At 65.4% G+C, this 24,953-nt stretch carries 27 protein-coding genes; 22 read left to right on the forward strand and 5 right to left on the reverse strand.

All coding sequences use genetic code 11. From position 1 onward, the window contains the following. Position 1 precedes the first annotated feature (1 nt). From LG306_RS10295 to LG306_RS10315, 5 genes are all read left to right on the forward strand, one after another. Positions 2-1,408 carry a sigma-54 dependent transcriptional regulator gene (locus LG306_RS10295; RefSeq protein WP_112861922.1) on the forward strand — a complete coding sequence of 469 codons (1,407 nt, stop codon included), beginning with the start codon at positions 2-4 and terminating at the stop codon, positions 1,406-1,408. Further along, the gene (locus LG306_RS10300) at positions 1,408-2,268 is read left to right on the forward strand and encodes a D-amino-acid transaminase (RefSeq protein WP_404414197.1); all 861 of its coding nucleotides are present in this window, start codon (positions 1,408-1,410) and stop codon (positions 2,266-2,268) included. Before LG306_RS10295 ends, LG306_RS10300 begins: the two co-directional genes overlap by 1 nt. Positions 2,269-2,369: 101 nt before the next feature. Next, positions 2,370-2,615 (forward strand): RNA chaperone Hfq, encoded by a 246-nt coding sequence (hfq, locus tag LG306_RS10305; protein ID WP_003164861.1) that lies wholly within the window; start codon positions 2,370-2,372, stop codon positions 2,613-2,615. Beyond that, positions 2,616-3,929, forward strand: coding sequence for a GTPase HflX (hflX, locus tag LG306_RS10310; RefSeq protein ID WP_404414200.1), 1,314 nt, complete (start codon positions 2,616-2,618; stop codon positions 3,927-3,929). Positions 3,930-3,935: 6 nt separating this feature from the next. Further along, on the forward strand, positions 3,936-5,573 hold the full coding sequence (locus LG306_RS10315) for a Na+/H+ antiporter (RefSeq protein WP_404414202.1): 1,638 nt from the start codon (positions 3,936-3,938) through the stop codon (positions 5,571-5,573). A 3-nt stretch (positions 5,574-5,576) separates the two neighbouring features. Here LG306_RS10315 and LG306_RS10320 read toward each other — a convergent pair whose 3' ends face one another. Genes LG306_RS10320 through LG306_RS10330 form a run of 3 tightly spaced genes read right to left on the reverse strand, consistent with a single transcriptional unit; the run spans position 5,577 to position 8,396 of the window. After that, positions 5,577-6,233: an HAD family hydrolase gene (locus tag LG306_RS10320; protein WP_404414204.1), complete on the reverse strand. Its 657-nt coding sequence runs from the start codon at positions 6,231-6,233 to the stop codon at positions 5,577-5,579. Between the two features lie 10 nt (positions 6,234-6,243). After that, a complete protein-coding gene (gene mazG, locus LG306_RS10325) occupies positions 6,244-7,008 on the reverse strand; it encodes a nucleoside triphosphate pyrophosphohydrolase (RefSeq protein ID WP_404419703.1) in 765 nt (254 codons plus the stop codon). 26 nt (positions 7,009-7,034) lie between these two features. Beyond that, positions 7,035-8,396 (reverse strand): MFS transporter, encoded by a 1,362-nt coding sequence (locus tag LG306_RS10330; protein WP_404414206.1) that lies wholly within the window; start codon positions 8,394-8,396, stop codon positions 7,035-7,037. 105 nt (positions 8,397-8,501) lie between these two features. Between LG306_RS10330 and LG306_RS10335 the strand changes: the two genes are divergently transcribed. From LG306_RS10335 to ygiD, 4 genes are all read left to right on the forward strand, one after another. Continuing rightward, positions 8,502-9,359 (forward strand): D-alanyl-D-alanine carboxypeptidase family protein, encoded by an 858-nt coding sequence (locus tag LG306_RS10335; protein WP_404414208.1) that lies wholly within the window; start codon positions 8,502-8,504, stop codon positions 9,357-9,359. Then, positions 9,335-9,793 carry a hypothetical protein gene (locus LG306_RS10340; protein ID WP_404414210.1) on the forward strand — a complete coding sequence of 153 codons (459 nt, stop codon included), beginning with the start codon at positions 9,335-9,337 and terminating at the stop codon, positions 9,791-9,793. Before LG306_RS10335 ends, LG306_RS10340 begins: the two co-directional genes overlap by 25 nt. 98 nt (positions 9,794-9,891) lie before the next feature. Further along, entirely contained in the window at positions 9,892-10,494 is a 603-nt protein-coding gene (gene wrbA, locus LG306_RS10345; protein ID WP_404414212.1) for an NAD(P)H:quinone oxidoreductase, read from the forward strand. Positions 10,495-10,498: 4 nt separating this feature from the next. Next, complete coding sequence (gene ygiD / locus LG306_RS10350) at positions 10,499-11,257, forward strand: 4,5-DOPA dioxygenase extradiol (protein ID WP_295244838.1); 759 nt, start codon at positions 10,499-10,501, stop codon at positions 11,255-11,257. Here ygiD and LG306_RS10355 read toward each other — a convergent pair whose 3' ends face one another. Continuing rightward, the gene (locus LG306_RS10355) at positions 11,258-12,811 is read right to left on the reverse strand and encodes an AMP-binding protein (RefSeq protein ID WP_404414214.1); all 1,554 of its coding nucleotides are present in this window, start codon (positions 12,809-12,811) and stop codon (positions 11,258-11,260) included. Between the two features lie 183 nt (positions 12,812-12,994). Between LG306_RS10355 and lipA the strand changes: the two genes are divergently transcribed. From lipA to lpdA, 13 genes are all read left to right on the forward strand, one after another. Then, complete coding sequence (lipA, locus tag LG306_RS10360) at positions 12,995-13,957, forward strand: lipoyl synthase (RefSeq protein WP_404414216.1); 963 nt, start codon at positions 12,995-12,997, stop codon at positions 13,955-13,957. Positions 13,958-13,964: 7 nt separating this feature from the next. Further along, entirely contained in the window at positions 13,965-14,417 is a 453-nt protein-coding gene (locus tag LG306_RS10365; RefSeq protein WP_404414218.1) for a type II toxin-antitoxin system RatA family toxin, read from the forward strand. Further along, positions 14,414-15,529, forward strand: coding sequence for an NAD(P)/FAD-dependent oxidoreductase (locus tag LG306_RS10370; RefSeq protein ID WP_404414220.1), 1,116 nt, complete (start codon positions 14,414-14,416; stop codon positions 15,527-15,529). Before LG306_RS10365 ends, LG306_RS10370 begins: the two co-directional genes overlap by 4 nt. Continuing rightward, on the forward strand, positions 15,526-16,077 hold the full coding sequence (locus LG306_RS10375; protein ID WP_404414222.1) for a sugar O-acetyltransferase: 552 nt from the start codon (positions 15,526-15,528) through the stop codon (positions 16,075-16,077). Before LG306_RS10370 ends, LG306_RS10375 begins: the two co-directional genes overlap by 4 nt. Before the next feature lie 133 nt (positions 16,078-16,210). Then, positions 16,211-16,393, forward strand: coding sequence for a 50S ribosomal protein L32 (gene rpmF, locus LG306_RS10380; protein WP_026108365.1), 183 nt, complete (start codon positions 16,211-16,213; stop codon positions 16,391-16,393). A gap of 110 nt (positions 16,394-16,503) precedes the next feature. Continuing rightward, positions 16,504-17,139, forward strand: coding sequence for a hypothetical protein (locus LG306_RS10385; protein ID WP_404414225.1), 636 nt, complete (start codon positions 16,504-16,506; stop codon positions 17,137-17,139). Positions 17,140-17,228: 89 nt separating this feature from the next. Further along, positions 17,229-18,506: a phosphopyruvate hydratase gene (gene eno / locus LG306_RS10390; RefSeq protein WP_404414227.1), complete on the forward strand. Its 1,278-nt coding sequence runs from the start codon at positions 17,229-17,231 to the stop codon at positions 18,504-18,506. Between the two features lie 138 nt (positions 18,507-18,644). Further along, complete coding sequence (locus tag LG306_RS10395; RefSeq protein WP_404419705.1) at positions 18,645-18,944, forward strand: septum formation initiator family protein; 300 nt, start codon at positions 18,645-18,647, stop codon at positions 18,942-18,944. 134 nt (positions 18,945-19,078) lie between these two features. After that, the gene (gene pdhA, locus LG306_RS10400; protein WP_039243674.1) at positions 19,079-20,107 is read left to right on the forward strand and encodes a pyruvate dehydrogenase (acetyl-transferring) E1 component subunit alpha; all 1,029 of its coding nucleotides are present in this window, start codon (positions 19,079-19,081) and stop codon (positions 20,105-20,107) included. Positions 20,108-20,110: 3 nt separating this feature from the next. Further along, positions 20,111-21,490: a pyruvate dehydrogenase complex E1 component subunit beta gene (locus LG306_RS10405; RefSeq protein WP_404414229.1), complete on the forward strand. Its 1,380-nt coding sequence runs from the start codon at positions 20,111-20,113 to the stop codon at positions 21,488-21,490. After that, positions 21,487-22,788 carry a pyruvate dehydrogenase complex dihydrolipoamide acetyltransferase gene (locus LG306_RS10410; RefSeq protein ID WP_404414231.1) on the forward strand — a complete coding sequence of 434 codons (1,302 nt, stop codon included), beginning with the start codon at positions 21,487-21,489 and terminating at the stop codon, positions 22,786-22,788. Before LG306_RS10405 ends, LG306_RS10410 begins: the two co-directional genes overlap by 4 nt. A gap of 15 nt (positions 22,789-22,803) precedes the next feature. Beyond that, complete coding sequence (locus tag LG306_RS10415; protein WP_404414233.1) at positions 22,804-23,283, forward strand: glutathione peroxidase; 480 nt, start codon at positions 22,804-22,806, stop codon at positions 23,281-23,283. Next, positions 23,283-24,689, forward strand: a complete 1,407-nt coding sequence (lpdA, locus tag LG306_RS10420) for a dihydrolipoyl dehydrogenase (protein WP_404414235.1) — start codon at positions 23,283-23,285, stop codon at positions 24,687-24,689. The genes LG306_RS10415 and lpdA overlap by 1 nt, the downstream gene beginning before the upstream one ends. Before the next feature lie 61 nt (positions 24,690-24,750). On the opposite strand, the gene LG306_RS10425 is transcribed toward lpdA, so the two are convergent. Beyond that, the gene (locus LG306_RS10425; protein WP_404414237.1) at positions 24,751-24,933 is read right to left on the reverse strand and encodes a DUF3606 domain-containing protein; all 183 of its coding nucleotides are present in this window, start codon (positions 24,931-24,933) and stop codon (positions 24,751-24,753) included. Positions 24,934-24,953: the final 20 nt, after the last annotated feature.

Genomic DNA, 24,953 nt, shown 5'->3' on the forward strand with positions numbered 1-24,953 from the left:
GATGCGACCAACTGGTTCCGACATTCTCGTTGTCGACGACGAGGCCGACATCCGCGACCTGGTGTCCGGCCTGCTGGAGGACGAAGGCCATGCCGTGCGCGTCGCCGCCAACTCCGACGAGGCCCTGGCCGCGATCCGCGCCCGAAAGCCGTCGCTGGCGATCCTGGACATCTGGATGCAGGGCGGCGGGCTGGACGGGCTGGAGCTGTTGGAGGTCGTCAAGGAGCTGGACCCTGACCTGCCGGTGGTGATGATTTCCGGTCACGGCAACATCGAGACGGCGGTGACGGCGCTGAAGCGCGGCGCATATGACTTCATCGAAAAGCCGTTCAAGTCGGATCGGCTGGTCGTCGTGGTCGAACGCGCCATTGAGGCGGCGACGCTGAAGCGCGAGAACCGCCGCCTGCGCGCGGCGACCATGACGCCGTCGGGTCTGATCGGCCGATCACAGGCCGCGCAGGCCTTGCGCAGCACCATCGCCAAGGTGGCCCAGGCCAACAGTCGTGTCCTGATCGCGGGGCCGGCAGGCTCCGGCAAGGAGCTGGTGGCGCGCCAGATCCACGAAGCCAGCCCGCGCGCCCGTGCCGAGTTCGTCGCGATTTCGGCCGCCGGCATGACGCCGGAACGTCTTGATGTCGAACTGTTCGGCGAGGAGGGCCAGGATGGCCGCCCGCGCAAGATCGGCGTATTCGAACGCGCCCACAATGGCACGCTGTATCTGGATGAAATCAGCGACATGCCGCGCGAGAGCCAGAGCCGCATCCTGCGCGTTCTGGTGGACCAGCGATTCCGGCGTGTGGGCGGCGAGCAGGACGTTCAGGTCGATGTGCGCGTCGTGACCTCGACCTCGCGCGACCTGAAGGCCGAGATCGCAGAGGGACGTTTCCGCGAAGACCTGTTCCACCGTCTGAACGTTGTGCCGATCCGTGTCCCGCCGCTGTCGGAACGGCGCGAGGACATCGCCGAACTGGTCGAATATTTCGTCGACACGATCAGCGCCTCGCAAGGTCTGCCCAAACGCATCGTCGGGGACGATGCGGTGGCGGTGCTGCAGGTTCACCCGTGGCCTGGAAACATCCGCCAGCTGCGCAACAATATCGAGCGTCTGCTGATCCTGGCGACCGGCGATCCGGCCGAAACGATCACCGCCGATATGCTGCCGCAAGAGGTGGCGACCTCGAACGGCGGGGCGTCGAATCTGGGTGGCGAGCGCACCATCGCTTTGCCGCTGCGGGAGGCGCGCGAGGTCTTCGAGCGGGAATATCTGGCGGCTCAGATCATGCGGTTCGGCGGCAACATCTCGCGCACCGCCGCCTTCATTGGCATGGAGCGATCGGCCCTGCACAGGAAGCTGAAGTCGCTGGGCGTCTCGCCTTCGCGCGGCGGCGATGAGGACGAGCCGGCCTGATGTCACGCGTCGCCTATGTGAACGGCGCATACAGCGCGCATGGCGAGGCCGTGGTCCATATCGAGGATCGCGGTTTCCAGTTCGCAGATGGCGTCTATGAGGTCTGGTCCGTCTTCGACGGGCGGCTGGCCGATTTCGAAGGTCATATGAGCCGCCTGCACCGCAGTCTGAGCGAACTGAAGATCGATATCCCAATGAGCGCCGGCGCCTTGGGCGTCGTTCTGCGAGAGACCGTGCGGCGCAATCGCGTGCGCAACGGCATGGTCTATCTGCAGGTCACGCGCGGCACGGCGCCGCGCGATCATGGCTTTCCAATGGATGTCGCGCCCAGCGTCGTCGTGACCGCCAAGTCGATCGATCCGGCGCGAAACCAGCGTCTGGCGCAAAACGGCGTGGCCGGCGTCACCCAACCGGATATTCGTTGGGGGCGTTGCGACATCAAGACGGTCGGCCTGTTGCCGAATGTGCTGGCCAAACAGGCGGCGCGCGAGCGTGGGGCCTATGAGTGCCTGATGTACGATGACATGGGTCTGATCACCGAAGGCGCATCGACCAATGCGTGGATCGTGGATGAGGACGGCAGGCTGAGAACGCGGGACATCCAGGCCAATATCCTGCGGGGCGTCACGCGAGCGGCGGTCCTCGATCTCGCAGCCGCCGAGGGTGTCGAACTGGAAGAACGCGCCTTCTCGGTCGATGAAGCGAAACGGGCGCGCGAGGTGTTCGTCACTGCCGCCAGCGCCTTCGTCATGCCGCTGGTTTCGCTGGACGGCGTGAAGATCGGCGACGGCCAGCCCGGCCCGGTCGCGACCCGCCTGCGAGAACTCTATCTTGAACAGGCGCGTCGAGGGGCCATTTAGGGCGTTGCCCGAGCGGCCGGGCGGCGGTTAAGGTCGCGGTCGGCTGCATCGGCCCCGCCGCTCCCACGGCGATAAACAACGAAGAACAGGAAAAACCTGCCATGTCGCAAGACAAACGCCAGAACCTTCAGGACACCTTCCTCAACTCGGTCCGCAAGACCAAGACGCCGCTGACCATCTTCTTGGTCAATGGGGTCAAGTTGCAGGGCATCGTGACCTGGTTCGACAACTTCTGTGTCCTGCTGCGCCGCGATGGCCAGTCCCAGCTGGTGTACAAGCACGCCATCTCCACCATCATGCCGTCCGCGCCCGTGCAGCTGTACGAGCCCGACGCCGAAGAAGACTGATTGACCCAAAAACTGATCGACCACACCGTCCCGCTGATCCGGGCGGTCGTCATTCACCCCGACCGACGCTCGGACAGTCCCCGGCTGGCGAGCGAACGGCTTGAGGAGGCGGCGGGCCTTGCTCGCGCGCTTGACCTCGACGTGCGCGCCGAAGAAATCGTGCGGCTGCGCAGCACCACGCCTGCGACCCTGTTCGGCACGGGCAAGGTCGAGGAACTGGCCGCGCTCGTGCGCGCCGCAAACGCCGAAGCCGTCATCATCGACGACGCCCTGACGCCGGTGCAGCAACGCAACCTGGAAAAGGCGTGGGAGGTGAAGGTCATCGACCGCACCGGCCTGATCCTGGAAATCTTCGGCCGTCGCGCGCGGACCAAGGAAGGTCGACTTCAGGTCGAACTGGCGCGGCTGGATTATGAGCGGTCGCGTCTGGTGCGGACCTGGACCCACCTCGAGCGGCAAAGGGGCGGAACTGGTTCGACCGGTGGGCCCGGCGAAACCCAGATCGAGCTGGACCGGCGTCTGATCGCCGACAGGATCGTCAGGCTGAAGTCTGAGTTGGAAGAGGTACGACGCACGCGCGGCCTGCACCGCAAGCAGCGTCAGAAAGCGCCGTTCCCGACGATCGCCCTGGTCGGCTACACCAACGCCGGCAAGTCGACGCTGTTCAACCGACTGACGGGATCGGAGGTCTTCGCCAAGGACCTGCTGTTCGCCACCCTCGACACGACCCAGCGAACCATCCGGCTGCCGCAAGGGCGACCGGCCATCGTGGCGGACACGGTCGGCTTCATCTCCGACCTGCCGCATGAACTGGTCGAGAGTTTCCGCGCCACGCTGGAGGAGGTCGGCGAGGCCGATCTAATCCTGCACGTTCGCGACATCGCCTCTCCCGACAGCGCCGCCCAGGCCAAGGACGTCGAGGCCGTGCTGAAACAGATCGAGACGCCAGAGGGCAAAACGCGCCGGGTGCTGGAGGTCTGGAACAAGATCGACCTGCTGGACGACGAGGCGCGCGAGACTGTGCTGGGTCAGGCCGAACGGTTGGCGAAGGACGGTGAGGCGGTGGCCGTCTCAGCCTGGACGGGCGAGGGGATCGAGCCTCTGCGCCAGATCATCGCCGGCCTGATCGACGACGATCCCGAGACTCAGCTGACGCTCGAACCGCATCAGGGCGAGGCCCTGGCGTGGCTTTACGAACATGGGCGGGTCACGGCGCGCGATGCGGACGAGCTTGGCCGTACTCACGTCACGGTGCGGCTGCATCCTGCGGCGCTCGGGCGATTCGAGCGCCTGTATCCCGACCTGACCGACTGAGTTTTCATGCATCTGATCGAAACCGTCCTGCTTCTGCTGTTGGCCGTGGTGGTGTCGGGTTCGATCGCGCGGATCACGCGCATCGCCTTGCCCTTGGTTCAGATCGGGCTGGGCGCCGCCATCGTGCTGATCACGGGCAAGACGGTCGATCTTGAGCCGGACATCTTCTTTCTGCTGTTCCTGCCGCCGCTGCTGTTTCTGGACGGCTGGCGAATTCCCAAGGAAGACCTGTTTCGCGATCGGGCGGTGGTCCTTGAGCTCGCGCTGGGGCTGGTGCTGTTCACCGTCGTCGGTCTGGGTTTCCTGATCTGGTGGATGATACCGGAGATGCCGCTGCCGGTGGCTTTCGCCCTTGCCGCCATCCTGTCGCCGACCGATCCCATCGCGGTTCAGGCGATCGCGGCGCGAGCGCCGATCCCGAAGCGCCTGATGCACATTCTGGAAGGTGAGTCGCTGTTGAACGATGCGACAGGGCTGACCTGTATGCGGATCGCGGTCGCCGCCGCAACGACGGGAGCGTTTGCGATCGGCCATGCGGTCGGGACGTTCGCCTGGCTGGCTCTGGTCGGGATCGCCGTCGGCGTTCTGGTCACCATGGCTATCAGCTACGCCAAAAGCTTTGTCAGCCGACGCTGGGGCGAGGACGTGGGCGCGCAGATTCTGGTCAGCCTGCTGATCCCGTTTGCGGCCTATCTGGTGGCGGAAGAACTGCACGCGTCCGGTATTCTGGCGGCGGTGGCGGCCGGGGTGACGATGAGTTTCACCGAACGCGGCGGCATCGCCGGCCAGTCGATGGCGATGACGCGGATCCGGCGCAGCGTCGTGTGGGACACGGTTCAGTTCGTGGCCAACGGCATCATCTTCGTCATCCTGGGCGAACAGATGCCTTCGATCATGTCGCGCGCGGCCGAGGTGGTGGCCGGCACCAGTCGGCCCGAGGTCTGGTGGTTGGCGGTCTATGTGATCGGCATCGTCGCCACCCTGGCGGCGCTGCGGTTCGTCTGGGTGTGGACCTCGCTGAAGCTGACCCTGTTTCGCCGTCGCCATCGCGGGCCGCCGGCCAAGGTCGGTCTGCGGCTGACGATGGTGATGTCGCTGGCAGGTGTCCGGGGCGCAATCACTCTGGCGGGTATCCTGACCCTGCCGTTCGTTCTGGGGGACGGGTCGCCGATGCCGTCGCGAAATCTGGCGATCTTTCTGGCGGCGGGCGTAATCGTGGTTTCGCTGGTGCTGGCGACCTTCGCCTTGCCCAGACTCCTGAAGAACGTCGAACTGCCGCCGGAGCCGTCGCACGAGCAGGAAGAGGATCGCGGTCGCGTCGCCGCCGCCTCGGCCGCCATCCGCGCCATCGAGGACGCCTCGCACGCCATGGCGGAGGGCAAGTCCAACCCCGACCTCTATTCCGACATCGCGGGCCGGATCATGGAGACCTATCGCCAGCGGATCGAGACCCATACCCGCACAGACGAGGAAGACGCCGCCCTGACGCGCAAGATGGACGACATTGAGCGGCGTCTGTGGCTTGCAGGGCTGGTCGCCGAGCGAGAAGAGTTACGTCGATTGCTGAGGGCGCGTCAGCTGGACGAGGTAACGGCCAAGAAGCTGTTCCGTGACGTCGATCTACAGGAACTGCGCTACCTCTGACGCTCAGCGATCCATGAAGGCGGAGACGGCCGCATAGCTGTCGGCGATAAAGTGGGCGCCGCGCGCCGTCAGGCGTTCGGCATGGCCGTCGCGAACATGCCCGCCCGCCGTCAGCCCCACGACCGTCATACCGGCCGCGATGCCCGCGGTAACGCCCGCCTCGCTGTCTTCGATCACCAGGACGCGCGACGGATCGACGCCCATGGCGTCGGCGGCGTGCAGGAAGATGTCCGGGTGAGGCTTGCCGCGCTCGACCACCAGACCGGTGAAGACCGCGCCGTCGAAATGGTCCGTCAAGCCGAACAGGTTGAGGCCGATGCCGATCCAGTCGGGTCCGCTGGATGAGGCGATGCAGCGGGGCTCGGGTCGGGCGGCGACGAAGTCCAGCAGACCGGGCACGGGTTCAAGCTGCTGCGGCGCGCGCTGGCGACAGGTCGCAAACCATGTGATGTGGAAATCGTCGGGGCAGGCACGACCCAGAGCCGCCTCGACGACCGGCCGATTGTCGCGCCAGCGCTTGCCCGTATAGGCGGCCAGCACGTCGTCGAGCGAGGTCGGCAGGCCGATGGCGGTCAGCTGCTCGGCCATCACGGTGCTGTTCAGCACCTCGCTGTCGGCGACCACGCCGTCGTAGTCGAAGATGATCAGGTCGTAGGTCACGCGCGGTCGCTCAGGCTTCAGGCTCGGCCTTTTCGGCGACCTTTGCGGCGTCCCAGAGGTGGTCCATCTCGGCTAGGTCCGATTGGTCGGGCGTGCGGCCGTTCTTCGCCAGCGCCGCCTCGATGAAGCCGAAGCGACGCACGAATTTGGCGTTGGCGGCGCGCAGGGCGTCTTCGGGCTCGACGTCCAGCTTGCGCGCCAGGTTGGCGACGACGAACAGAAGATCGCCCAGCTCTTCGCGCGCCTTGGCCTTGTCGCCGGCGGCGATCTCGACGCGCAGTTCGTCGACTTCTTCGGCCAGCTTGTCGAACACCTCGTCGGTGGAGGGCCAGTCGAAGCCGACACGACCGGCGCGCTTGGTCAGCTTGGCGGCGCGGGTCAGGGCGGGCAGGCCGACCGGCACATCGTCCAGGACGCCGGGCTTTTTGCGGTCCTTGCGTTCGGCGGCCTTGATGGCCTCCCAGGCCACGGTCTGTTCCTTTGGAGATCGCTGAGCTTCGTCGCCGAAGACATGGGGGTGGCGGCGCTCCAACTTGTCGGCGATGGCCGTGACCACGTCGTCGAAGGCGAACAGCCCTTGTTCCTCGGCCATGCGGGCGTGGAAGACCACCTGAAACAGCAGGTCGCCCAGTTCGCCCTTAAGCTCGACCAGATCGTTGCGCTCGATGGCGTCGGCGACCTCATAGGCCTCCTCGATCGTGTAGGGGGCGATGGTGGCGAAGGTCTGCTCCACGTCCCAGGGGCAGCCGCCGTCAGGATCGCGCAACCGTTCCATGACGCCGAGCAGGTGGTCGATAGGTCTCAACGGCGGGCTCCGTCGCGGGCTTCCAGGGCGAGGCGGATTTCATCGTGCCGCTTAGGGGTCAGGGGATAGCCCTTCAGCACCCAGGCGGCGGCGGCCAGCAACAGGCCGGGGACCAGAATGAACAGGATCTGGAGCGTCAGCAGCGAAAAGTCGCTGTTGCCCGTCGGCCCCGGCACCGCCTTGAAGCCCACGCCTTGCAGGATCAGATAGGGAATCAGCGCAACCACGTGGCCGATCTTGGTCGTCGCGGACAGGATGGAGAACATCAGTCCGGTGCGATCCACGCCGGTCTGCAGCCGCACCTCGTCGCCAGCGTCCGCCATCATGGCGCGCAACAGGAACAGGCCGGCCGCATAGGGCAGGCCGGCGATGAACATGGCCCCTGCCGTCAACATGAAGTTGCCGCCAGGAACCAGGGTGGCGGCGATGTAGAGGGCCGCGAAGATCAGGCTGGCGACGGCCAGGGCCTTATCCTTGCCGATCCGCGTGGCCAGCCAGGCCCAGATGGGCGCGCCGCACAGACCGGCGATGAAATAGAACAACATGAACAGGCCGGCCTGGCTGTGGTCGTAACCCTTGATCTGTCCGAAGAAGAAGAACAGCAGCGAACCCGTGATGCCCGGCGCGACGCCCAGCAGCAGGTCGGCGATCAAGAGCTTCCGGACCGTGGGCGTCTTCAGCAAAGCCAGATAGGCGCCGGCGCCGCCATGCGGCTGGTCGCCCGCGTTGACGGGTTCGGGTACGGCAACCATGGCGAGACCGATGGTGACGGGCAGGGCGATCAGGATGGCCCAGCCCATGATCCGCACGCCGTCGGCATAGTTCCCGATGCCGGTCTGAACCACCACGGTCGGTAGCACCAGGATCAGGATCACGCCGATGATGTTGAACACCTGCCACCAGCCATAGACGCGGCTGCGCTGGTCATACTGCGGTGCAAGCACGGCGGCCCAGCCGAGTTGGCCCAGGGTGCCGATTGAGAAGCCGAGATAGAGGACCAGCAGCCAGCCAAACAGGTAGGCCGGTCCGGCGCCAGGCTGGACAATGACGAACATCATGAAGGCCGACAGCATCAGGATCGGGGTCGAAATCGCCATCCACGGGCGATAGCGACCGAAGCGCGTCTTGGTCTTGTCCATGCCCCAGCCGATGAAGGGGTCGAAGACGATGTCGATCAGGCGCACAGCCATGAAGACGGCCGCCACGACTCCCAGTTCCAGGCCCACATGGGTGGCGTAGAACTCCGGCAGGGTGACGGGCAGGGCGACGCCGAAGGCCGCCAGCGGCAGGCACGGGCCGGAAAAGGCCGCGAGCACGGCGTTGGAACGGCGGAGCGCGGTCGTCGCGGCGGTGGACATGCGTCGGTCCGAAAGGCGCGGCGCGAGTCGGCCGCGCGCCACCATGCCAGCGATCGGTGACGCATGCACTTGTGAGATCGACCGGCTTGGGGCTTCCTGTGGGACATGTGGCGAAGCCTTTTTGCGTTCCTGTCCGTTTGCTTCGTTCTGACGTTTGCCGGCGGCGCCCGTGCGGCCGGGCCCTGCCATACCAACGCCGACGGTTGGCAGGCGCAGGGACTGGCGAACACGGAGTCGGTCTACGGCATGGAATGGGCGCCGTTCGGGGCGGCGGAGTGGGGGTGGCAGGCCTATCTGCCGCTGATCCAGCGCGAACTGCACACGGCCTGCGGACCCGGCACGCCGATCTTCGCGTCGCAATTGGCGGGGTTTCAGCAGACGCACGGCCTGGCGCCGACTGGCCTGTTCGATGCGGCGACATTCCAGGTGTTTCGCGGCCTTTGGCAGGAGCGACGGCCGTTCGTCATGGCGCGCGTCGGCGGAGCCTGTCCCGAGCCGCCGCCGATCAATCAGCTGGGCTATCTGGTCGAGTCCGAGGAACATGCCGACCGTCTGACACGCCTGCTGCGCCGCGACGTGCTGGACGCCTATCGTCGGCTGGTCGCGGCCGCGCGGGCGGAGGTTCCGGAGGCGGGGGTCGATCCAGAACTGCTGCAGATCTTCTCCGGCTTCCGCGATCCCGAGGCGGACGCGGCGCGTTGTGCGCAGCAGGGCAACTGCGACGGCCTGCGTCGTGCCGTCTGTTCGCCTCATCGGACGGGCACGGCGGTCGATCTTTACGTCGGCCAGGCGCCGGGTCTGGGCGTCGATTCCACCACCCCGGCCAGCCGTGAATATATGGCGCGGTCGGAGACCTATCGCTGGCTGGTGGCGAACGCTGGGCGTTTCGGCTTTACGCCCTATGTCTATGAACCGTGGCACTGGGAGTATGTGAAGCCTTGGGATCCTTCGTTCGCGCCCTGACCGATGCCGAAAAGGGCCTGGCGCGAGAGGCGTTCGGGGCCGCAATCGACCTCGCACCTGTCCGTTTGATCGGTTGGCCGTTCCGCCGCGCCTTCGTGGCTGGACGCTGGTTCGGGCGAGACTGGATCGTGTGGCCGCAAGCGCAGTTCGTTGCAGACTTCACGTCCGCACCTGTGCGAATGCAGGGCGTCCTGATCCATGAGCTGACGCACGTCTGGCAGGCCCAGCAGGGTGTCAATCTGCTGTTCGCAAAGCTGAAGGCTGGGGACACCTCCGCCTCCTACGCCTATCGCGTGGAACCGACCTGCCGGTGGGACGCGTTGAACATCGAGCAGCAGGCGATGGTGATGGAGCACCGTTTCCATTGTCGCCGCGGTCGCCCCACGCCTGGCGACAGGACCTTTTACGACACCGTCTGTCCCTTCGAGACGTGATTTGACGTGTGGGACTTGCGGAACGGCTGGCAGCGCGCCAAGTTAGCAACGGTCGTTGTTGCGAATGACGACCCTTGTCATTCAATGGAGCCTCCCCGATGCCGAAAGTCCTCGTCCTTTATCATTCGACCTATGGTCACCTGGAAACCATGGCCGAAGCGGTCGCCGAAGGCGCGCGCGAGGTCGAAGGCGCCGTCGTGGACATCAAGCGCGTGCCGGAAACCGTGCCGGAAGAGCTGGCCAAGGCCTCGCACTACAAGCTGGATCAAAAGACGCCGATCGCCAAGATCGACGATCTGAAGGACTACGACGCCATCATCATCGGCGCCGGAACCCGCTTCGGTTCGGCCGCGTCGCAGATGCGCGCCTTCCTGGATCAGGCTGGCGGCCTGTGGTTCTCGGGCGCCCTGATCGGCAAGGTGGGCGGGGCCTTTACCGCCACGGCGACACAGCACGGCGGTCAGGAGACGACCTTCCAGGGCCTGCACAACTTCTTCATGCACCACGGCATGCCGGTCGTGGGTCTGCCCTATTCCTTCCAGGGGCAGATGACGCTGGACGCCATCCACGGCGGTTCGCCCTATGGCGCATCGACGATCACGGGCGGCGACGGCTCGCGTCAGCCCAGCGACGTCGAGCTGGACGGCGCCCGGTTCCAGGGCAAGCATATCGCCGAGCTGGCCAAGAAGCTGCACGGTTGATCTGATGCGTCAGCCCGCCGTTTTCTTCGGCCACGGTTCGCCCATGAACGCGCTCGGCGGTCCCTATGGGGCCGCTTGGCGGGCGCTGGGCGAGGCGATCGGCAAGCCCAAGGGCGTGGTGATGATCTCCGCCCACTGGGAGACGCGCGGGCTGGGCGTGACCGCGCAGGAGAAGCCCGAAACCATTCATGACTTCGGCAACTTCCCGCGCGAACTTCATGAGATGCAGTATCCGGCGCCTGGGTCGCCGGCCTTGGCGGCGCGGGTGTCGGCGCTGACCGGGGCCGTCCAGACGCGAGCGTGGGGCCTGGATCACGGGACCTGGTCGGTGCTTTGCCATGTGTGGCCAGAGGCGGACGTGCCTGTGGTTCAGTTGTCGCTGAACCGCGAGCTGACGGCGCGCCAGCATTACGACCTGGCCAAGGCGTTGAAACCGCTGCGCGACGAGGGGATCGTCATCGCCGGCTCGGGCGATTTCGTCCACAATCTGCGGACCTGGAAGCGCGAGGACGGCGCAGAGCCCTACGCCTGGGCGACCGGCTTCAACGAGGCGGTGAAGACGGCGTTCGAACGGAGCGACCATGAGGCGCTGATCGACTGGGTGGGTCTGGCCGAGGACGCGCAACTGAGCGTGCCGACCGACGAACATTTCCTGCCGGTGCTTTATATCGCCGCCCAGCAAGAACCGGGCGAGGCGGTTAGCTTCTTCAACGACCGCATCGACGGCGGCTCGATCTCGATGACCGGCGTCCGGATCGGCTGATCAGGCCGCCTTCTCGGCCTCGACCATCTTTTGGATCGACACGTAATCGGTCTTGCCGGTGCCCAGGACGGGGACCTCGGCGACCTTGACGATCTTTTTCGGCACGATCAATTCGGGCGCACCGTTGGTCCGCGCCCATTCAGCCAGGGGCGCGACTTCAGCGTCTGCGTGGTCAGTGACGAGCACCAGCTTCTCGCCCTTGCGGCTGTCCGGAATCGACACGACGGCGTGGCGCTGATCCGGCCAGACGGCGCCGGCGATCCCTTCGACGGCGGTCAGCGAGACCATCTCGCCGCCGATCTTGGCGAAACGCTTGGCGCGGCCGCGGATGGTGACATAGCCGTCGTCCGTCACATCGACGATGTCGCCGGTGTCCAGCCAGTCATCGCCGATCGGATCCCACTGCAACGGCTCGGCCGAGGTGACATAGCCGCTCATGACATTGGGCCCGCGCAGCATCAGGCGACCGCCTGCGTCGATGCCTTCGACCGGCTCAAGCTTCCAGTCGATGCCAGGCAGCACCTGACCGACCGTGCCGGGCGTGTTGCGGTCAGGATGGTTGACGGCGATCACGGGCGAGGCCTCGGTCGCACCGTAGCCTTCGAGCAGTTCCACTCCGCCGAACTTGGTGTTGAACAGGGTGCGGGTTTCCTCGCGCACCTTCTCGGCGCCGGCGACGACGAACTTCAGCGTCGAGAAGTCGTTCGGTTCGGCGACGCGGCCGTACTGGTTCAGGAAGGTGTCGGTCGCGAACAGGATCGAGGCGTTCACCTGGGGCAGCAGGTCGGTGATCTGTTTGGCGTGCAACGGCGACGGATACTGGAAGGCCTTCAACCCTTGCAGCAGCGGCAGGATGACCCCGCCGGTCAGGCCGAAACAGTGGAAGGTCGGCAGGGGATTGAACATCACCCATTCGGGCAGCAGGTCGATGTGGGCCGCCACCTGACGCGCGTTGGCGACGAGGTTCTTCTGGCTCAGCACCACGCCCTTGGGCGTGCCGAAGCTGCCGGAAGTGAACAGGACGACGCCCGGCGCGTCCGGATCTGTCTTCACGCGGAACCGCTTGGGCGCCGCGCCGGCGGCGAGGCCGTAGAGCTTGTCGGCCAGGCCGATGGTCTTGCGGACATCGTCCAGCCAGACGACCTCGGCCACCGTCTTCAGTTCGACGATCAGGTCGTCCAGCTTGGCCTGGTCGATGAAGCGTTTGGCGGTCAGCACTTTCTTGACGCCCGAGGCCTTGATCGCGGCCTTCAGATTGGCTTCGCCGGCGGTGAAGTTCAGCATCACCGGCACTCGACCGTGGGCGTGCAGACCGAAGAAGGTGACGACGACGCCCATGGACGACGGCAGCAGGATCGCGACCCGCTCGCCCTTGTCGGTCATATCAGCAATCTTGCGGCCTAGCACGAAGGCGGCGCGGATCAGGCCGGTGTAGGTCAGCGGATGCCGGTCCTGATCCTCCAGGATTTCCTTGTCGCCGAACCGCGACCGCGCATCGATCAGGGCGTCGATCAGGGTCGAGTCGTAAAGCGAGGGATCCAGGGCCTGGCGCAAGCGCGTCTCCTACGGAGGACGCGGGCGGCCCTCTCTGTTGTTCGGGCGACTGTCATTAATGACGCCGCGTCATCTTGAAAAGATGCGTAACGTCGCGTGAGTTACGATGCGCGATCACGCCTGCGGCAAGTCTGTTACCCGGTGTGCCTTGCCTAAACGGCCTCAAAGTCCGAAATACCGGCCATGGTCACCCTGATCGACACCCTTCAGCGCAAGCCGTCCGAGCTGCGTCACCCCGAAAAGCAGAACCGGCCTGAGTCGGTCGTTCTGAAAAAGCCCGACTGGCTGCGGGTCAAGGCGCCGGGCTCTGGTCAATACAACGCCACCAAGGAGATCGTTCGCTCCAAGGGGTTGGTGACGGTCTGTGAAGAGGCGGCCTGCCCGAACATCGGCGAGTGCTGGAGCCAGAAACACGCCACCCTGATGATTATGGGCGACACCTGCACGCGGGCCTGCGCCTTCTGCAACGTAAAGACGGGCTTGCCTCAGCCGCTGGATCCGGAAGAGCCGGGCAAGGTGGGCCTGGCCGTCCAGCAGATGGGCCTGAACCACGTTGTCATCACGTCCGTCGATCGCGACGATGTGGCCGACGGCGGCGCAGCCCACTTCGCCGAGGTGGTGCGCCAGATCCGCCTTCAGGCGCCGGACACCACGATCGAGATTCTGACGCCCGACTTCCTGCGCAAGGACGGGGCGGCCGCCGTGATGATCGACGCCAAGCCCGACGTCTTCAATCACAACCTGGAGACCGTGCCGCGCCTGTATCTGAAGATCCGGCCGGGCGCGCGCTACTTCCACAGCCTGCGCCTGTTGCAGATGGTCAAGGAGCGGGACCCGAACCAGTTCACCAAGTCCGGCATCATGGTCGGCCTGGGCGAGACCAAGGAAGAGGTCATGCAGGTGATGGACGACATGCGGTCCGCCGGCGTCGACTTCATCACCATCGGCCAGTACCTGCAGCCGACGCGCAAACACGCCGCCATCGATCGGTTCGTGACGCCGGAAGAGTTCAAGGCCTATGAGGCGATCGCCCGGGCCAAGGGCTTCCTGATGGTGTCGTCCAGCCCGCTGACGCGTTCGTCGCACCACGCCGGCGACGACTTCGCCCGGCTGAGGGCGGCGCGCGAGGCGCAGCTGCGCCGCTAAGTCCCGCATGGCCGTCCACCGCGTCACGCGCATTCTTCCCTATGCGCCCGAACAGCTTGCCGATCTGGTCGCCGACGTGCGCGCCTATCCCGACTTCGTGCCGTGGGTGACGTCGATGCGCGTCTGGAACGCGCGCGAGGAAGGCGAGGGCGTCGGCGTGCAGGACGCGGAGGCCAGCGTCGGGTTTTCCTTCCTGAAGGAGCGATTCTCCACCTGGGTCCGGCATGATCGCAGTGCGCCCAAGGTCGAGGTCGGCTTGCTGCGCGGACCCTTCAAGCACTTGAAGAACCGTTGGGAGTTCTTTCCCCATCCGGACGGCACGCGGCTGGAGTTCATGATCGACTTCGCCTTCAAGTCCCGGATGCTGGACATGATGCTGTCGGCGAACTTCGACCGCGCGGTGGAAAAGCTGATCGGCTGTTTCGAGGCCGAGGCGAAACGGAGATACGGTGCCCGATGAGTTTTGATTTCGACGCGACCGTCGTGGGCGCCGGGGCTGTGGGCCTGGCCTGCGGACGGGCGCTGTCGAAACGGGGCCTGACGGTGCTGGTGTTGGAGAAGGAAGCCCACATCGGCCAGGGCGTCTCCTCGCGTAACTCGGAGGTCATTCACGGCGGACTTTATTATCCGACCGGTTCACTGAAGGCCCGCTTCTGCGTCGAGGGACGCCGTGCGCTCTACGACTTCCTGGCCAGCCGCAAGATCGATCACTGGAAATGCGGCAAGCTGGTCGTGGCGACGCAAGAGGCCGAGGTCGAGCGGATCGAGGCCATCTTCGAACAGGCGACGGCGAACGGCGTCGAGGGGCTGGCGCATCTGACCGGCGCCCAGGCGCGGGCGCTGGAGCCGGAGCTGAACGCCCACGCCGCCATCCTGTCGCCCGAGAGCGGCCTGTTCGACAGCCACGGCTATATGCTCGCCCTGCAAGGCGAGATCGAGGATGCGGGCGGGTCGGTCGTGGTCTCGGCGCCGTTCGAGGGCGCAGAGCCGCTGGCGGGCGGCGGGTTCACGATCCGTGTCGGCGGGGAGGGGGCGATGCAGGTCACGAGCCGCCTTCTGGTCACCGCGCCCGGACTGTCGGCCCAGGCTGTGGCGGCGTCGATCGAAGGCTATCCGCCCGGAGACATTCCCGCCGGACATTTCGGCAAGGGCGTCTACTTCCGTCTGACGGGTAAGGCGCCGTTCGATCGGCTGATCTATCCGCCGCCCATCCCCGGCGCGCTGGGCACCCACTATCGCAAGGATCTGGGTGGTCAGGCCGTGTTCGGGCCCGACCTGGCCTATGTCGAAACCGAGGATTACTCGGTCGATCCCGCCAAGGCGGAGGAGTTCGCCACCTACATTCGTCGTTTCTGGCCGGGTCTGCCCGATGGCGCCCTGACGCCGGACTACGCCGGCATTCGGCCCAAACTGCATGGGCCGGGCGAGCCGCAACCGGACTTCCAGCTTCATGGCCGCGAACATCACGGCATCGATGGCCTGATGGCCCTGTTCGGCATCGAAAGCCCGGGCCTGACCAGTTCGCTGGCCATCGGCGAAGCGGTGGCCTCCGCTCTGACCGAGGACGCATGACCGAGCGCGAAAAGATGCTGGCGGGCTTGCCTTACGATCCGGGCGATCCCGATCTGCGCGATGGCCGGGCCCGCGCCGTGGCCCTGACCGTCGCCATCAACGCCGAGCCGGATCGCGACCGGCGCGGCGCCCTGGTCAACGAACTGGTCAATGCGGCCGACGGCAAGGCGATCATCATGCCGGGCTTCTTCTGCGACTACGGCATCAACATCCATCTGGGCGCGCGGGCCTTTGCGAACGCCAACTGCGTGTTCCTGGACTGCGCCGAGATCCGTATCGGCGACAACTTCCAGGCCGGGCCGGGCGTACAGCTGCTGACGCCGGAACATCCGTTGGATGCGGTCGCCCGCCGGGGCGAGGAGACGGCGCGGCCGATCGTCATCGGGGACGACGTCTGGATTGGCGGCGGCGCTATCGTTCTGGCGGGCGTCACCATCGGCGATCGTTCGGTGATCGGCGCGGGATCGGTCGTGACGAAGGACGTGCCGTCCGACGTGGTGGTGGTCGGCAATCCTGCGAAGATCGTCCGGCGTCTGACGCCTGCTTAAACGCCTTGAAATCGTCGCGCGGTTCATGCATAAGCCGCGCCTCGCGTGGCGGTCCTGAGGGCCGCCGCTATTGTTTTCGCGCTAGACGGAGCTCGGCTCTGGGCGGCGCCCGACTTAGAAGATTGAGACGGACATGGCCGTTCCGAAGCGCAAAGTATCTCCCTCGCGTCGCAACATGCGCCGCGCCCACGACGCCCTGACCTCGAACGTCTACGTCGAGGACAAGGACACCGGCGAGCTGAAGCGCCCGCACCACATCGACCTGAAGACCGGCACCTATCGCGGACGTCAGGTCATCACGCCGAAGGAAGACTAGTCTTTCAGGCGACCCCGACTTCGGTCGGATGACGATTTCGACGGCGCGCGGTGACCCGCGCGCCGTTTTCGTGCGTTCAATGCGGTGAAGCTTCATTTGGAGAATGCTGCATGATGATTCGTCTCACCGCCGTCAGCGCCGTCGCGCTTCTGACCCTTGCCGCCTGCGGCCGCGACGCGGGGCCGACCGCTGAAGCGCCCCAGGAGGCGGCGCCGGTTGCGATGACGCCGGCGGCGCCAACGTCGTCTGTCACGCCCGCCGCCGATCCCAATATCCTTACAGCCGAAGGGCTGGGCCCCGCGCGGATCGGCATGTCGCGGGCCGATCTGGCGAAGGTTTGGGGTGAGGACTCTCAGCCGAACGCTGTTGGCGGCCCAGAGCCGGAGGTCTGCGATCAGTTCCATCCGACCAAAGCGCCAGCGGACGTGCTCGTGATGATCCAAAGAGGGGTCCTGACGCGAATCACCCTGTCTCGTGGCGCGACAATCGAGACCGATCGCGGGTTTAAGGTTGGCGACACGGCCTTGGCGATCAAACAGGCGTACGGCGGATCGATATTCGCGCAACCCCACAAATATCAGGATGCGCCTGCCGAAGACCTGTATGCTTGGTCAAAAGGCGGTTCCAGCGCCTATGTCACCGACCCGGCGGCCCGTGGGGTCCGCTATGAAGTCGGCGCGGACGGCAAGGTCATCGCCATTCACGCCGGCGATCCTTCGATCCAGCTGGTCGAAGGCTGTTCCTGACGCCCGGCGACGATGTCGGCATTGGCGTTTGGCGGGGAGGCGGCTAAACCGTCTGACCTCCCTTGCCCCTTGAGCCAAAGAGCCGAGCCATGACCGACATCGCCGACATCGTCGCCCGCCAGATCCTCGACAGCCGGGGCAATCCGACGGTCGAGGTCGATGTCACGCTGGAAGACGGTTCGTTCGGCCGCGCCGCCGTTCCGTCCGGCGCGTCCACGGGCGCCCACGAAGCGGTCGAACTGCGCGACGGCGACAAGGACATGTGGGGCGGCAAGGGCGTCCAGAAGGCGGTCGACGCCGTCAACGGCGAGATCTTCGACGCCCTGTCCGGCATGGACGCCGAGCAGCAGCGCCGGATCGACGAGGCGATGATCGAGCTGGACGGCACGCCCAACAAGGGCCGTCTGGGCGCCAATGCGATCCTGGGCGTGTCTCTGGCGGTCGCCAAGGCCAGCGCCCTGTCGGCCAATCAGGAACTGTATCGCTATCTGGGCGGGGTCTCGGCCCGCGTCCTGCCGACCCCGATGATGAACATCATCAACGGCGGCGCCCACGCCGACAATCCGATCGACATCCAGGAGTTCATGATCCTGCCCACCGGCGCCGAGACCTTTTCGGACGCCGTGCGCATGGGCGCCGAAATCTTCCACGCCCTGAAGAAGCAACTGAAGGACGCCGGGCACAACACCAACGTCGGCGACGAGGGCGGCTTTGCGCCCAATCTGGCCTCGGCCGATGAGGCGCTGAGCTTCATCACCAAGGCGGGCCAGGCGGCGGGCTACCTCGCGGGCGAGGATTTCCACCTGGGTCTCGACGTCGCCTCGACCGAGTTCTTCAAGGACGGCAAATATGTCATGGCGGGCGAGGGCAAGACCGTCGATTCCGACGGCATGGCCGCCTATCTGGTCGATCTGTGCGAACGCTTCCCGATCGTGTCGATCGAGGACGGCATGGCCGAGGATGACTTCGACGGCTGGCGCCTGCTGACCGAGCGCCTGGGCGACCGGGTCCAGCTGGTCGGCGACGACCTGTTCGTGACCAATCCGGCGCGTCTGGCCGCCGGCATCGGCGAAGGTCTGGCGAACTCGATCCTGATCAAGGTCAACCAGATCGGCACCCTGTCCGAGACGCTTGACGCCGTCGATATGGCCCACCGCGCGGGCTATACCGCCGTGATGAGCCACCGGTCGGGCGAGACCGAGGACTACACCATCGCCGACCTGGCCGTGGCGACCAACTGCGGGCAGATCAAGACCGGCTCGCTGGCCCGCTCCGACCGGGTGGCAAAGTACAACCAGTTGCTCCGCATCGAAGAAATGCTGGGCGATCAGGGCGTCTATTTCGGCGACGGCATGCTGCTCAAGTAAGCGGCGGAATTGTCGGCGGAGAATCAGCGTTTTCCGTCGACAATCTTACGGTCAAGCTACATTTCGTTAGGCATTTTCGGGCACCGTTTCTGAACTGTGTTTTCGCGCTCAGAAGGAGCGTTTCAAGTGCCCGAACGGATGAAACCTTACCGCCTGTCCCTCGTCCTGTTGCTGCTGCTGGCCTATCTTGGGGTGCAGGCGCTGACGGGCGAGCGCGGACTGTTGAGCGGCTCGTCTCGCGACGCCTTGCTGGGGCAGCGCGAGGACCAGCTGGCGCATCTTACCGAGCAGCGCCGCGACCTTGAGACACGCGTGCGCTATCTGCGCACCGACAGTCTGTCTCGCGATCTTCTGGAAGAGCGCGCGCGCGCTGTGCTCGGCTTCTCCGATCCGCGTGACTATGTGATCCGCGTCTCGCCCCCTGCTGCCCAAGGATAAGCGAAGTTCACCACTTGAACTATTGTTACAGGGCGACCCGCACCCCTTTGCGTTACCGGAAGGAAGGCTGCTAAAGCCCCTTTCCGTAACGATAAGAAGGTGTCGGTCCTCGGCGCCTAGCCGGGAGATACCGGATGGCGAAAGCCCCAGCCAAATCCGCTCAGACGACCACGCCTGACAAACTGCCCAACACGCCGACGGCGTCGAAGGAAGACCTGCTTCGCTTCTATCGCGAGATGGTTCTGATCCGCCGCTTCGAGGAGCGTGCGGGCCAGCTCTACGGCATGGGGCTGATCGGCGGCTTCTGCCACCTGTACATCGGCCAGGAAGCCGTGGCGGTCGGCGTTCAGGAGAGCGTTAAACAAGGCCACGACAAGATCATCACTGGCTACCGCGACCACGGCCACATGCTGGCCGCCGGCATGGATCCCAAGGAAGTCATGGCCGAGCTGACCGGCCGCAGCGGCGGTTCGTCCAAGGGCAAGGGCGGATCGATGCACATGTTCGACGTGCCGACCGGCTTCTACGGCGGTCACGGCATCGTCGGCGCCCAGGTGGCGTTGGGCACCGGCCTGGCCTTCGCCGGCAAGTATCGCGGCGACGATTCGGTGGCCTTCGTCTATTTCGGCGACGGCGCCTCGAACCAGGGGCAGGTTTACGAAAGCTTCAACATGGCGCAGCTGTGGAAGCTGCCCGCCATCTACATCATCGAGAACAACCAGTACGCCATGGGCACGAGCATCGAGCGCTCGTCGTCCACAACCGAACTGTATCAGCGCGGCGCCAGCTTCGGCATTCCGGGCGAGCAGGTCGACGGCATGGACGTGCTGGCCGTGCGCGACGCCACGGCCCGCGCGGTGAAGCGCGCCCGCGAGGGCGGCGGTCCCTTCATCCTGGAAGTGAAGACCTATCGCTATCGCGGTCACTCGATGTCCGACCCGGCCAAGTACCGGACAAAGGAAGAGGTTGACGAGGTCAAGAAGACCCGCGACCCGATCGATCACCTGAAGACGCTGCTGTCGGCCGCCAATGCGACCGAGGACGAGCTCAAGGCCATCGACAACGAGATCAAGGCGATTGTCGCCGAAGCTGTTCAATTCGCCCAAGAGAGCCCGGAACCCGATCCGTCCGAGCTCTATACTGACGTCTACGTGGAGGCCTGATCCGTGACCGACATTCTGATGCCGGCGCTGTCCCCCACGATGGAAGAGGGCACGCTGACCAAATGGCACATCAAGGCAGGCGACACCGTGTCGGCTGGCCAGGTGATCGCCGAGATTGAAACCGACAAGGCGACGATGGAAGTCGAGGCCGTGGACGAAGGCGAAGTGCTGGAAATCCTGGTCGCCGAAGGCTCCGAGAACGTGAAGGTCAACACGCCGATCGCGCGTCTGGCCGGCGAAGACGGCGCAGCGGCGCCTGCGCCCAAGGCTGATTCCGCAAAGAGCGAGGCTGAGGCGCCCAAGGCTGCGGCCGAAGGCAAGACTGGCGATCCCGAAAAGGCCCCGGCCCAGACCGCGACGCCCAAGGTCGAACTGCGCGACCCGGAAATCCCTGCGGACGCCAAACTGGTCAAGACGACCGTGCGCGACGCCCTGCGCGACGCCATGGCCGAAGAAATGCGTCGCGACGATCGCGTCTTCCTGATCGGCGAGGAAGTGGCCCAGTATCAGGGCGCCTACAAGGTCAGCCGCGACCTGCTCCAGGAGTTCGGCGATCAGCGCGTCGTGGACACCCCGATCACTGAGCACGGCTTTGCCGGCCTGGGCGTCGGCGCGGCCATGTCGGGCCTGAAGCCGATCGTCGAGTTCATGACGTTCAACTTCGCCATGCAGGCGATCGACCACATCATCAACTCGGCCGCCAAGACGCTCTATATGTCTGGCGGTCAGATCCGCGCGCCTATCGTCTTCCGTGGCCCGAACGGCGCTGCTTCGCGCGTCGGGGCCCAGCACAGCCAGGACTACTCGGCCTGGTACGCTCAGGTGCCCGGTCTGAAGGTCATCGCGCCCTATGACGCGGCCGACGCCAAGGGCCTGCTGAAGGCCGCCATCCGTGACCCGAACCCGGTCGTCTTCCTCGAACACGAGATGATGTACGGCCTGGAGTTCGATGTGCCGGAAGTCGAGGATTATGTCCTGCCGATCGGCAAGGCCAAGGTCCGCCGCGAAGGCAAGGATGTCACCATCACCGCCCACAGCCGCATGGTCGGCTTCGCCCTGCAGGCCGCCGAGAAGCTGGCCGAGGAGGGTGTCGAGGCCGAGGTGATCGACCTGCGCACTCTGCGCCCCCTGGATCACGAGACCATCGTCGAGAGCGTCAAGAAGACCAACCGCCTGGTCTCGGCCGAAGAGGGCTGGGGTCCGATGGGCGTCGGCGCCGAGGTCGTGGCCCGCGTCATCGAACACGCCTTCGACTATCTGGATGCTCCGCCGCTGCGCGTGCATCAGGAAGACGTGCCGCTGCCCTATGCCGCCAACCTGGAAGTGCTGTCGCTGCCAGGCGTGGACAAGATCATTGCGGCCGTGAAGCAGGTGATGGCATGACCGACATCCTGATGCCGGCCCTGTCTCCGACGATGGAGGAGGGCGTTCTGGCCAAGTGGCACGTCAAGGTCGGAGACGTCGTGTCCGCCGGAGACGTGATCGCCGAGATCGAAACCGACAAGGCCACGATGGAAGTCGAGGCCGTAGACGAGGGCGAAGTCACCGACATCCTGGTCGCTGAAGGCACGGAAGGCGTGAAGGTCAATACGCCCATCGCCCGCCTGAAGGACGAGGGCGGTGCGGCCGCACCCAAGCCGGCCGAAAAACCCGCCGCCAAGACGGAAGAAGCGCCCAAGGCCGAGGCCGCTCCGGCTACTGCCGAGGCGCCCAAGACGACTACGCCTGCCGCTCCGGCGCCTGCCGCGCCGAAGTCGGACAGCGGAGATCGCATCTTCTCGTCACCGCTCGCTCGCCGCATCGCCGCCCAGAGCGGCGTCGATCTGAAGTCGATCAAAGGGACCGGTCCGCACGGTCGCATCGTCAAACGCGACGTCGAGGCCGCCGGCAAGGGGTCGGCCCAACCGGCAACCGCATCGTCGGCACCGCCCGCCGCGACCGCAGCAGAGCCGCGCAAGGCGCAGTCGCTGGCGCAGATGGGCATTCCGGACGGCAGCTACGACCTGATCCCGCTGGACGGCATGAAGAAGGCCGTGGCGCGCCGCATGGTCGACAGCGTCCAGAACGTGCCGCACTTCCCGCTGTTCATCGACTGCGAGATCGACCAACTGATGGCCGTGCGCGCCAAGGTCAATAAGATGCTGGAGCCGCAAGGCATCAAGGTGTCGGTCAACGACTTCGTCATCAAGGCCGCCGCCCTGGCCCTGAAGATGGTGCCGGAGGCCAACGCTTCGTACACCCCTGAAGGCATCGCCATGCATCACAACGCCGATGTCTCCATGGCGGTGGCGATCGACGGCGGCCTGATCACTCCAATCATCAAGAAGGCCGAAACCAAGGGTCTGGCGCAGATCGCGACCGAGTCCAAGGATCTGGCCAAGCGCGCCCGCGACCGCAAGCTGAAGCCCGAAGAGTTCCAGGGCGGCACCTTCTCGGTGTCCAACCTGGGCATGTTCGGCATCAAGCAGTTCACCTCGATCATCAATGAGCCGCAGGGCTGCATCATGAGCGTGGGCGCCGGCGAACAGCGCGCGGTCGTCAAGAACGGTCAGGTTGTGCCGGCCACAGTGATGACCGTGACCCTGACTTGCGATCACCGCGTGGTCGATGGTGCGACCGGCGCCCGCTTCCTGCAGGCGTTCAAGCCGCTGATCGAAGATCCCGTCGCGATGCTGGCCTAAGGGGAGGGTGAGGTCATGACCTCGGTCTATGACTTCTCCGCCCGCGCCATCGACGGCACGGACGTTTCGCTCGATCGCTTTCGCGGTCAGGCGTTGCTGATCGTCAATACGGCGTCCAAGTGTGGCTTCACTGGCCAATACGATGGTCTGGAAAAGCTGCACCGGACGTTCGCCAATCAGCCGTTCGAGGTGTTGGGCTTTCCGTGCAACCAGTTCGGCGAGCAGGAGCCGGGCCGGGCGGCGGAGATCGCCGCCTTCTGCGCTGCGAGTTTCGACGTGACCTTTCCCCTGTTCGACAAGGTGGAGGTCAACGGACCGAACCGGCACCCGCTTTACGCCTGGCTGACAGAGCAGAAGCGCGGCTTCCTGGGCTCCAAAGCCATCAAGTGGAACTTCACCAAGTTCCTGACCGACCGCGAGGGCAGGGTGGTCGCCCGCTATGCCCCGCAGACTGAACCCGAGGCCATCAAGGCCGACATCGAGAAGTTGATCTAATGGCTGCTGAATTCGATCTCGTCGTCATCGGCTCGGGCCCCGGCGGTTATGTCGCGGCAATTCGCGCCAGCCAGTTGGGCCTGAAGGTCGCCATCGTCGAGCGCGAGAACCTGGGCGGCATCTGCCTGAACTGGGGGTGCATTCCGACCAAGGCCCTGCTGAAGTCGGGCGAAAAGTTCGAGAGCCTGAGCCATCTGAAGGAGTACGGCCTGTCGGCGTCGGGCGCGTCGTTCGATTTCGACGCCATCATCCAGCGCTCGCGTGGCGTGGCCAAACAGCTGAATCAGGGCGTCGGCTTCCTGATGAAGAAAAACAAGATCGAGGTGATCGAGGGGTCAGCCAAGCTGGAGAAGGGCGCCGCCGCGCCCAAGGTCGTCGTCGCCCTTAAAGCGGGCGGTTCGCGCGCTCTGGAGGCCAAGTCCGTCATGCTGGCCGTCGGCGCCCGCGCCCGCGCCCTGCCGCAGATCGGACTGGAAGCCGATGGTGATCGCATCTGGGCCTATCGCGAGGCCATGGCGCCGAAGTTCATGCCCAAGTCGATCGTCGTGATCGGTTCGGGCGCCATCGGCATCGAGTTCGGCAGCTTCTATCGCGCCCTGGGCTGTGATGTGACCGTGGTCGAAGCGGTGGATCGCATCATGCCGGTCGAGGACGAAGAGGTCTCCAAGGCCGCTCAGAAGTCGTTCGAAAAGCGCGGCATGAAGTTCAAGCTGGGCGCCAAGGTCACCAAGGTGAGCAAGGACGCCAAGGGCGTGAAGGTCGCCGTGGAGATCGGCGGCAAGGCCGAGACCCTGGAGGCCGAGGTCTGCATCTCGGCGGTCGGAATCACCGCCAACACCGACGGCATCGGCCTGGAAGAACTGGGTCTGGAAATGGACCGCGGCCACGTCAAGATCGACAGCCACTGCCAGACCAACGTCAAGGGGTTGTACGCCATCGGCGACTGCGCCGGCGCGCCCTGGCTGGCGCATAAGGCGTCGCACGAAGGCATCCACGCGGCCGAACATATCGCCGGCTTCAAGACACCCAACGTCCATTCACCTATCGCCGGCTGCACCTATGCCCAGCCGCAGGTCGCCTCGGTCGGCGTCACCGAACAGGCCGCGCGCGCTGAGAAGCGAGACGTCAAGATCGGCCGCTTCCCGTTCCGTGTGAACGGAAAGGCGATCGCCTCGGGCGATACCGACGGCTTCGTCAAGGTGATCTTCGACGCCAAGACCGGCGCCCTGATCGGCGCCCACATGATCGGCCACGAGGTCACTGAGATGATCCAGGGCTATGTCACCGCCATCACGATGGAGGCGACGGAAGAAGACATCCACGGGATCGTCTATCCGCACCCGACCATGTCGGAGGCCATGCACGAGGCGGCGCTGGACGCCTATGGGCGCGTGATCCACATCTAAGCCAGAGACCGAAACGGCCCCGGAGTGCTCCGGGGCCGTTTCTCGTTTCAGGCAGGCGGCGTCAGCGCTTCTTGCCCAATTCCGCCGCGATATCCTTGGTCATGCGCCCAACCTTGCGGTGGGCGCCGGTGATCTGGTCCTTGGTCACGCCCCAGCGTTTCATCCAGTATTCGACCGACTGACGTTCCGACAGATCAATGCGATCCTTGTCGATGAAGCCGCGCTTGTCCTTCAGGCCCGCCATCTTTGGCTCCATTCATTGCG

Origin of the sequence: Brevundimonas vesicularis, from assembly GCF_044807075.1 — a bacterium.
Taxonomy (GTDB): domain Bacteria; phylum Pseudomonadota; class Alphaproteobacteria; order Caulobacterales; family Caulobacteraceae; genus Brevundimonas; species Brevundimonas vesicularis_G.